Genomic DNA, 9,434 nt, shown 5'->3' with positions numbered 1-9,434 from the left:
TCAGACTCTTTCGTGTCCGATTCCCGGTCGAAGCGGGGCCGCTTTCCAGTTCCACGCTTTCGCGTTTCCCTTTCCGGCGAGTCCGACTCTATCAGATCCTTTCGGGCCTGATTCCCAGTCAGCGGGGTTTGTCTTCCCGGCCGTTGAGCCGTTCCGACGAGTGAGACTTTAGCGGAATCCTGGGCCTCGACGCTAATCGGGGTCGCGTTCCTTCGAACGCGGATTCCTCATTTCGCAAATGCGCACAGGAAGTCGGGCGACAGACGTCGCCGACGAGATGTGGTTACTGCGAAATGGCTGTCCGGGGACCGACCGGGGTCGGCGCTCACGTCGGACAACTCGGAGAACATTACGGTTGTGGGCGTGTCGTGTCAACCCCGAACTGAGCCGGGGCCGGATGGAGGCCCTCGTGGCAGCCGCGAGGGCCGGGAGTGAGGGTGTCGGCATCGCGGCGGTCTCGGCCCCCGTGGGCCGTACGTGTGAGCACGGGTGAGGCGGAGCCGAGGTCGATGCCGGTCGCGGTGCCTGCTGGCGTTCCGGTGTCGTCGTCGCGAACCCACCGTCGTGTCGTTGCCCGGCGGTGGGTTCGCGGAGGCGGTGCGCCGTTCGGAGCTGATCGAGGCCGCGGCGGAGCCCCTGTCCGGTCAGCCGTTGCCGGTGGCGAGTTCGCGGCTGCGGTCGCGGGCGGCTTCCAGGGCGGCGATGAGGGCGGCGCGTACACCGTGGTTCTCCAGCTCGCGGATGGCACTGATGGTGGTGCCGGCCGGGCTGGTGACGGCTTCGCGGAGTTTGACCGGGTGTTCGCCGCTGTCCCGGAGCATCACGGCGGCCCCGATGGCGGCCTGGACGATCAGTTCGTGGGCCTGGGCCCGGGGCAGACCGAGCAGGATGCCCGCGTCGGTCATCGCCTCGACGAGGAAGTAGAAGTACGCGGGGCCCGAACCGGAGAGAGCGGTTGCCGCGTCCTGCTGTGACTCGGGAACGCGCAGGGTCTTGCCGACGCCGCCGAAGATCGCCTCGGCGGCGGCGAGGTGTTCGGTGGTGGCGTGGCTGCCCGCGGAGATGACGGACATGCCCTCGTCGACGAGGACGGGGGTGTTCGGCATGACGCGTACGACCGGGGTGTTCGCGGTGAGACGGTCCTCGATGAAGGCGGTGGTGATGCCTGCGGCGGCACTGATGACCAGGCGGTCGGCGGTGATGTGCTCGGCGAGCTCGTCGAGGAGCCGGCCCATGTCCTGGGGTTTGACCGCGAGGATGAGGATGTCGGCGCGCTTGGCGGCCTCGGCGTTGGTGACGGAATCGACTCCGTAGCGGCTGTGCAGTTCCTCGGCGCGTTCGGAGCGGCGGGTGGTGACCAGCAGGTTCGCCGGGCGCCAGCCTGCCCGGATCATGCCGCTGAGCAGGGCCTCGCCGATCTTGCCGGTGCCGAGGACGGCAACTGTCTGGGTCATGCGGTTCACCCTCCGGGCTGTGCTCGCTGTTCTCGGTGCGTCGTGCTGACGGGTCTCGGTGCGCGGGTCCGTACGCGGGTCCGCGCTTGTGTCCGTCATCCTCGCACCGGGGGCGGTCAGGCGGTACGCCGGCGGAGCGTGGCCGCGCCGAGGGCGAGGACGAGCAGGGCGCAGCCCGCGACGACCAGGACGTCGCGGACGAAGTCGCCGGTGACGTCGGTGTGGTGGAGGACCTCGTTCATGCCGTCGACGGCGTACGACATGGGCAGGACGTTCGAGATCGCTTCGAGGGCGGGCGCCATCCGGTCGCGTGCGATGAACAGTCCGCAGAGCAGGAGCTGCGGGAAGATCACCGCCGGCATGAACTGGACCGCCTGGAACTCCGACGCGGCGAAGGCCGAGACGAAGAGGCCCAGCGCCGTGCCGAGCAGGGCGTCGAGCAGGGCGACGAGGAGCAGCAGCCACGCGGAGCCGGTCACGTCCAGGCCGAGCACCCAGACCGAGAGCGCGGTCGCCAGGAGGGACTGGAGGATCGCCACGGCGCCGAAGGCGAGGGCGTAGCCGCCGATCAGGTCGCCCTTGCCGAGCGGCATGGCGAGGAGGCGTTCGAGCGTGCCCGAGGTGCGTTCGCGCAGGGTGGCGATCGAGGTCACCAGGAACATCGTGATCAGCGGGAAGATGCCGAGGAGCGATGCGCCGATGGCGTCGAAGGTGCGAGGGCTGCCGTCGAACACGTACCGGAGCAGCGTGATCATCACGACCGGGATCAGCAGGAGCAGCGCGACGGTGCGGGGGTCGTGGGTCAGCTGGCGCAGGACGCGGGCGGCGGTGGCCAGGGTGCGGGCGGGGCTCAGCGGTGGCGCGGCCGGGTGGGCGCGGCTCCGGGACAGGGGCCGCGGGGTCGAGTTCGGGCCCGGAGGCGAGGTCGAGGTCGGGGTCGTGCTCATCGGAGGGTCTCCTGACGGGTGGCGGCTTCGTCGACCAGGTGGAGGAATGCCTCTTCGACGGTGGCGGTGCGGGCGGCGGTGCGCAGGGCCTCGGGTGTGTCGTCGGCGAGGATCTCGCCCTCGCGCATGAGCAGCAGGCGGTGGCAGCGCTCGGCCTCGTCCATGACGTGGGAGGAGACGAGGAGTGTGGTGCCGCGGTCGGCGGCGAGGGTGTGGAAGAGGTTCCACAGGTCGCGGCGGAGTACCGGGTCCAGGCCCACGGTCGGTTCGTCGAGCACCAGGAGTTCGGGGGTGCCGAGCAGGGCCACGGCGAGGGAGACCCGGGTGAGCTGGCCGCCGGAGAGGGCCCCTGCCAGGGCGTCGGCATGGCTGGTCAGGTCGACCTCGGTGATCGCGCGGGCGACCGCGGCGCGGCGGGCGTCCCGGTGACGGCGGCCCGGCTGGAGGATCGCCGCGAAGTAGTCGAGGTTCTGCCGGACGGTCAGGTCGGTGTAGACGGACGGAGCCTGGGTGACGTACCCGATGCGCGGGCGGAGGGTGGGGTGGCCCGCGGGGCTGCCGAGCACGTCGAGGGTGCCGGTGACCTTGGCCTGGGTGCCCACGATGGCGCGCATCAGAGTGGATTTGCCGCAGCCGGAGGGGCCGAGCAGGCCGGTGATCCTGCCGGGTTCGACGGTGAAGTCGAGGTCGCGGAGGACGGTGCGGCTGCCTCGTACGACGGCGAGGCCGCGGGCCTCGATGGCGACGCCCGAAGAATTCATCATGCGATGAATTTTGATCCTGGTGGTACCCCTCGTCAAGAGGCGGGGCGGCGGTGGCGAGGCGGCGTGGAGGAGCCGCGGCGGGGGTGGGGCTTGGCGTGGCTGGGGTGCGAGTGGTTGGGGGCGTGATCGGCCGGGGGCATTCCACCTCTCTGTGCTTCCGTGCCCGCCGGCCGGTTCCGGATACGGGACGGATGGGCAACTCCCGTAAAGGGCAATGAATTTCACCGTCCCCCGGTATCCGCGCATCTCCCGGTCCATGACGTGTCCGTCAGTCGATGGAGGTGCTTCCCGTGCGTGGTTTTCCGGATGCCCCGAGCCTTCGATCCTTTTCGATCTCGCGTGCCGACCTCGCTGCTTCGCCCGTCGTCTTCCTGGTCGCCCTGCCGCTGTGCGTGCAGCGCGGTCGCCGTCGGGATCGGGGCGCTCCTCGTACCCATGCTGTGGCCGAAGTGGCGGCGGGCGGCCCGGTCGGTCCCCGCGGCCCTGGAGGGCTGGGCTGCGGAACGGAAGGCCCGAGAGGCTCGCGAGGAACCGCGGCTGTCGGATCAGGAGCGCGGCGGGGTCGGGGCCGGGGGCGAGAGCCAGGGGCGGAGCCGGGGGCGGAGGAGGAGCCGGGGCCGGGCCGGAGCCGGAGCCGGAGCCGGAAGAAGACATGGGGCCATCGTGGCCCGCGCTCGGGGCCCGGTGCCGGTGCTCGCGGGATTTGGCCGCGCGGGTGCGGGCCGGGCCTGTCCGAGCGGGCCTCGGCCGCGCGCGCAAAGCCGGAACCGCGCGCGAAGAGGGCTGCCCGCACGCGAGGGAGAAAGCGCGAGGGAGGAAGTCCGCTGCCGCGCCCGTGCGGTGTGACCCTGGGTCCTGCTTTCGGTTTCTACTTGCGCTTGGGCCGCTTGCCCTTGGCGGTCCTGGTGGTCTTGCGGGCGGCCGGGTTCCCGGTGCGGGACGAGCGGCGCTTCGCGTAGCGGGCCAGGGCCGTCTCGTACTCCGTGCGGCGCAGTCGCTCGCCCGGCGCCTCCATGAACGTACGGAGAAAGTACGCGATCAGCGAGCCGACGAAGCCGATCGTCTTCAGACCGCGCAGACTGGCCTCGCGCGCCGGATCGGCCGGGCGGCGGCTGAACCCCTCCCATGTCTTGCGGAAGGCGATCGCGCTGCAGATGGCGAACATCGCGACGACCAGGATGCCGACGAGGTTGCCGACATCGGCGATCTGCAGTCCCTGGTAGGCGAAGCGCAGGACGAAGCAGGCGGCGACCGCGGCGACGAGGGAGCCGACCGCCGCCCCGGCCCGTCGCAGCCCGTAGCCCCCGTCGTGGTCGACCCAGGTCGTACCGAAGAAGAGCAGGGGCTCGGGCTGCGGCCCCGGAGTGGTGGAGTCGGGCGCGGTGCTGCCGGATGTCGCGCCGGTACCGGGGTCTTCGCTGTTCTCGCTCACGAGGTCGATTATCCCCGGGCGGCCACGGCCTCGGTCGGGCCGGTCACCGACGCGGGAGAACCGCCCCGGTCTCGGCCCTGCCCGGGTCGTGGCCCCGGACGGGTCGCGGTCTCGGTCAGTCGCAGCGCGGGGCGATGTAGCCGTCGCTGCCCGTGTGGACGTAGGCGTCCGCCACGAACTGGCCGTTGGCGATGTTGTCCCAGATGTTCGAGGTGCCGTACGGGCCGGTGACCCGCTCCCCCGGCTTCTGGCAGTAGACCGGAACCTTCATTCCGTACGGGAGCGTCCGGACGATCCCGTACTGAGTGCCCGGCCCCGTGCGGACGTTGACGCGGTAGCCGGGTGCGATGGGGTACCGGGTGACGTCGTCGGTGCCGGCGAGCGCGGCCGTGCCCTCGGCCGCGTCGGCGGTGACGGTGTCGATCTGCTCTTCCATGGCCATGAGGCCCTCCCCCGTTGAGAGACGGTACGTACGAGACGGTGTGTACGACGCGCAGGCTACAAGCCCCGGCCGCATCGCACGCACCATCGACTAGGCTCCGTGCGTCGCGCTTGCGGACGAACACACGGGGGTGGGCGATGCCGCCGCTGCGAGGTACCGGAGCAAATCCGGAAGCGGAGCATCCGGAGTACGCCGGTCAGTACCGCCTTGAGGCCTGTCTCGGCGCGGGCGGCATGGGCGTCGTGCATCTGGCGCGCTCCACCTCGGGGCTTCAGCTCGCCGTCAAGGTGGTGCATCGGCACTACTCCGCGGACCCCGAGTTCAGGGCTCGTTTCCGGCAGGAGGTCGGGGCGGCGAGACGGGTCAGCGGGGCCTTCACCGCATCGGTCGTCGATGCCGATCCGGATGCCGCGCGCCCGTGGATGGCCACGCTGTACGTGCCCGGTCCCACGCTCTCGGATCAGGTGAAGCGGAACGGGCCGATGGCTCCCGCCGAACTGCGCAGGCTGACGGCGGGCCTCGCCGAGGCGCTGCGCGACATCCACCGGGCCGGGGTCATCCACCGCGACCTCAAGCCGAGCAATGTGCTGCTCTCCGACTCCGGGCCCAAGGTCATCGACTTCGGGATCTCCCGGCCGTACGACAGCGACCTGCGCACCGAGACGGGCAAACTGATCGGCTCGCCGCCGTACATGGCGCCCGAGCAGTTCCAGCGGCCGCGCGAGGTCGGGCCCGCCGCAGACGTGTTCGCGCTGGGGGCCGTGCTCGTCCACGCGGCGACCGGCCGGGGGCCCTTCGACTCCGACAGCCCGTACATCGTGGCCTACCAGGTGGTGCACGACGAGGCCGATCTGGCGGGGGTGCCGACGGACCTGGCTCCGCTGATCGGGCAGTGCCTGGCGAAGGACCCCGCGGAGCGGCCCACCCCGGACGAGATCATGTCGGCGCTGCGCCCTCCTTCGTACGACGCCGCCGCGTTCATACCGTCGCAGCGGCGGGCCGGCGCCGTCGGGAACCGAGCCGAAGCCGGATCCGAGGCCGGAGCCGGAGCCGACGTGGGAGCCGAAGGCCCTGCGGTCGCGACGCCGGAGACCGGGGCTGGGGCGGAGGCCGACACGCATGTGGGCGCGGGCGGAGCCGGCCGGGGCAGGAAGGGCATCGCGAACGGCGGCGGCAAACGGCGGTGGCAGCTGGCAGCCGCCGCGGCCGCACTGCTCGTCATGGGTGCCGGCGGGGTGTGGGCGGCCGGTCTCGTGGGCGGCTCCGGCGAGTCGGGGGAGTCAGGTGGCGCGAAGGGGTCGGTGGCGGCGTTCGCGCCGTGGCGGACACCGCTCGTGACCTCGGGCAGCGCGACGCCGGTCTGTTCCTCGGCGGGCGGCACCGGCGAGAAGGCCGAGGAGGGGGCGTCCGGCCGGACCGCGGCGTTGTTCTGCGCCGCGGGCGGTGTCGGCGCCGCCCGGCTGGATCCCGCCGACGGCCGGGTGCTGTGGTCCCGTCGCTCCGCCGGGAACGCTCCCTCGGACGGCGTGCTGTCGGTCTCCGGCGGTCTGGTGCACAAGGCCGTGCCGGGCGGGAAGCTCCGGGCGTACGACCCGGCCAAGGGCGAACAGGTCTGGGCCGCGGATCTCTCCCCGTACGTCGGCACGCCCTTCGCCGCGGGGAACACGCTGCTGCTGTCGGCCGAGGACGGTACGGCCGAGGCGCTCGACTCGGCCACCGGCGTGTCCCGCTGGCGGCATTCGCTCGCGGGGCATCGGCGCCCGGACTTCGCGCTGTACGACGACGCGTCCGGGCTCGCCTACGCGTTCGAGCACTCGGCCTCCGGGTCCACCACGCTGGTTACGGCGCTCGACGCGGCTTCCGGGCACGCGGCGTGGCAGCGGCGGCTGAACGGAATGCTCACCCCGGTGGGGACCTCCGGCGGCGCACTCGTCCTGACATCCATGAACGGGGACGCCCAGACCGTCGGACTCGTCCGCTACTACCCGGGGAGCGGGCACGTCACACGGGTGGCACTGCCGTTCCGGATGAACGAACCGGAGGCCGCGGTGGGTGGGGACACCGCCTATCTGCTGGCCCACGGCGGAACCCTGGTCGCCGTCGACACGCGCCCGGCCGGCGAAAGAGGCGCCGGAAAGGACGAAGAGCGCGGCGGGAAGAGCACCGGAAAGCGGGACGGCGGAGCCGTTCTCTGGCAGTTGGAGACCGCGGCCGGGCGGACGTCGGCGCCCGTGCTCGCCACCGGGAGCCGGCTGTACTTCTCCGCGGCGGACGGGCGCCTGCTCGCCGTGGACACCGAGCGCGGAACCCTGCTGGGCCAGACGAGCCCCCGGCTCCGGGACGGGAAGCTCAGCTACGCCTCGACACTGCCCGCCCCCGTCGCCGTCGGCCGGACGGTCTTCGGGACGGCGCCCGACGGGTCCGTGTTCGGCGTGGACGGCAAGGACCCCGCTCACTGGTGAGAGCGGGGTCCTGACCTTCCACGGCGTTCGCGGCTCGGTTCAGCCGAGCCTGGACACGTCCCGCACCGCGCCCCGGTCCGCGCTCGTCGCCATCGCCGCGTACGCGCGCAGCGCCGCACTGACCTTGCGGTCGCGGTTCTTCGGCGCGTACACGCCGTTCAGCGCCTCGCGGCGGGCGGTCAGCTCGGCCTCGGGGACGAGGAGCTCGATCGAGCGGTTCGGGATGTCGATCCTGATCCGGTCGCCGTCCTCGACGAGCGCGATGGTGCCGCCCGACGCGGCCTCCGGCGACGCGTGGCCGATGGACAGCCCCGACGTGCCGCCGGAGAAGCGGCCGTCGGTCACCAGGGCGCAGCTCTTGCCGAGGCCGCGGCCCTTGAGGAAGGACGTGGGGTAGAGCATCTCCTGCATGCCGGGGCCGCCGCGCGGGCCCTCGTAACGGATGACGACGACGTCGCCCTCCTTGATCTCCTTGCGGAGGATCTTGTCGACGGCCTCCTCCTGCGACTCGCAGACGACCGCCGGGCCCTCGAAGGTCCAGATCGACTCGTCGACGCCCGCCGTCTTCACGACGCAGCCGTCCTCGGCGAGGTTCCCCTTGAGGACCGCGAGGCCGCCGTCCTTGGAGTACGCGTGCGCCATGTCGCGGATGCAGCCGCCGGCCGCGTCCAGGTCGAGGGTCTCCCAGCGCTCGGACTGCGAGAAGGCGGTCGCGGAGCGGACGCATCCGGGGGCCGCGTGCCACAGCTCGACGGCCGCCGGGGACGGGGAGCCGCCACGGACGTCCCAGTTCTTCAGCCACTCGGCGAGGGAGTCGGAGTGGACCGAGTGCACGTCCTCGTTGAGCAGGCCGCCGCGGTGCAGCTCGCCCAGGATGGCGGGGATGCCGCCGGCCCGGTGCACGTCCTCCATGTAGTACGTACCGCCGGGCGCCACATTGGGCGCGACCTTGGACAGGCAGGGGACGCGGCGCGAGACCTCGTTGATGTCGTCGAGGTCGTAGGAGAGCTCGGCCTCCTGCGCGGCGGCGAGCAGGTGCAGGATCGTGTTGGTCGAGCCGCCCATGGCGATGTCCAGCGCCATGGCGTTGTCGAACGCGGCGCGGGTACCGATGGAGCGGGGCAGGACCGTCGCGTCGTCCTGCTCGTAGTAGCGCTTGGTGATCTCGACGACCGTGCGGCCGGCGTCCTCGTACAGCGCCCTGCGGGCGGTGTGCGTGGCGAGGACCGAGCCGTTGCCGGGGAGGGAGAGACCGAGGACCTCGGTCAGACAGTTCATCGAGTTGGCGGTGAACATGCCGGAACAGCTGCCGCAGGTGGGGCAGGCGTTCTCCTCGATACGGAGGATGTCCTCGTCCGAGACGTTCTCGTTGACGGCGTCACTGATCGCGTTGATCAGGTCGAGCTTGCGGACCGTGCCGTCCACGAGGGTGGCCCGGCCGGCCTCCATCGGGCCGCCGGAGACGAAGACCGTCGGGATGTTGAGGCGCATCGCGGCCATCAGCATGCCGGGGGTGATCTTGTCGCAGTTGGAGATGCAGATCAGCGCGTCCGCGCAGTGCGCCTCGACCATGTACTCGACGGAGTCGGCGATCAGGTCGCGGGAGGGGAGGCTGTACAGCATCCCGGCGTGGCCCATCGCGATGCCGTCGTCGACGGCGATCGTGTTGAACTCGCGGGGCACGGCACCCGCGGCCTTGATCGCGTCGGAGACGATCCGGCCGACGGGAGCCAGGTGGGTGTGGCCGGGGACGAACTCGGTGAAGGAGTTGGCGACCGCGATGATCGGCTTGCCGATGTCCTCGCTCGCTACGCCCGAGGCCCGCATAAGGGCGCGGGCGCCCGCCATGTTGCGGCCGTGGGTGACAGTGCGGGACCTCAGCTGGGGCATCGTCGCTCGCTCCTTCGACAGAAAAGACTTCTTCGAGCCTACG

7 protein-coding genes are annotated in these 9,434 nt (G+C 71.6%); 1 reads left to right on the top strand and 6 read right to left on the bottom strand.

The window, feature by feature from the left end:
- Positions 1-644: 644 nt before the first annotated feature.
- The 5 genes from proC to ACZ68L_RS32915 form a co-directional block, all read right to left on the bottom strand.
- The gene (gene proC, locus ACZ68L_RS32935; RefSeq protein ID WP_469584386.1) at positions 645-1,454 is read right to left on the bottom strand and encodes a pyrroline-5-carboxylate reductase; all 810 of its coding nucleotides are present in this window, start codon (positions 1,452-1,454) and stop codon (positions 645-647) included.
- A gap of 116 nt (positions 1,455-1,570) precedes the next feature.
- Entirely contained in the window at positions 1,571-2,401 is an 831-nt protein-coding gene (locus ACZ68L_RS32930; RefSeq protein WP_469584384.1) for an ABC transporter permease, read from the bottom strand.
- Positions 2,398-3,165 carry an ABC transporter ATP-binding protein gene (locus tag ACZ68L_RS32925; protein WP_469584381.1) on the bottom strand — a complete coding sequence of 256 codons (768 nt, stop codon included), beginning with the start codon at positions 3,163-3,165 and terminating at the stop codon, positions 2,398-2,400. Before ACZ68L_RS32925 ends, ACZ68L_RS32930 begins: the two co-directional genes overlap by 4 nt.
- An 868-nt stretch (positions 3,166-4,033) precedes the next feature.
- Positions 4,034-4,597, bottom strand: coding sequence for a hypothetical protein (locus tag ACZ68L_RS32920; protein WP_469584380.1), 564 nt, complete (start codon positions 4,595-4,597; stop codon positions 4,034-4,036).
- Positions 4,598-4,712: 115 nt separating this feature from the next.
- Positions 4,713-5,039, bottom strand: coding sequence for an SH3 domain-containing protein (locus tag ACZ68L_RS32915; protein ID WP_469584377.1), 327 nt, complete (start codon positions 5,037-5,039; stop codon positions 4,713-4,715).
- Between the two features lie 137 nt (positions 5,040-5,176).
- Here ACZ68L_RS32915 and ACZ68L_RS32910 point away from each other — a divergent pair, with 137 nt between their 5' ends.
- Entirely contained in the window at positions 5,177-7,501 is a 2,325-nt protein-coding gene (locus ACZ68L_RS32910; RefSeq protein ID WP_469584374.1) for a protein kinase domain-containing protein, read from the top strand.
- A gap of 39 nt (positions 7,502-7,540) precedes the next feature.
- On the opposite strand, the gene ilvD is transcribed toward ACZ68L_RS32910, so the two are convergent.
- The gene (ilvD, locus tag ACZ68L_RS32905) at positions 7,541-9,391 is read right to left on the bottom strand and encodes a dihydroxy-acid dehydratase (RefSeq protein WP_469584372.1); all 1,851 of its coding nucleotides are present in this window, start codon (positions 9,389-9,391) and stop codon (positions 7,541-7,543) included.
- Between the last annotated feature and the right edge of the window lie 43 nt (positions 9,392-9,434).

It is taken from the genome of Streptomyces sp. NPDC104309, from assembly GCF_055584025.1.
The sequence above is the reverse complement of the archived record's forward strand: the minus strand, read 5'-3'. Positions and strand labels throughout refer to the sequence as shown.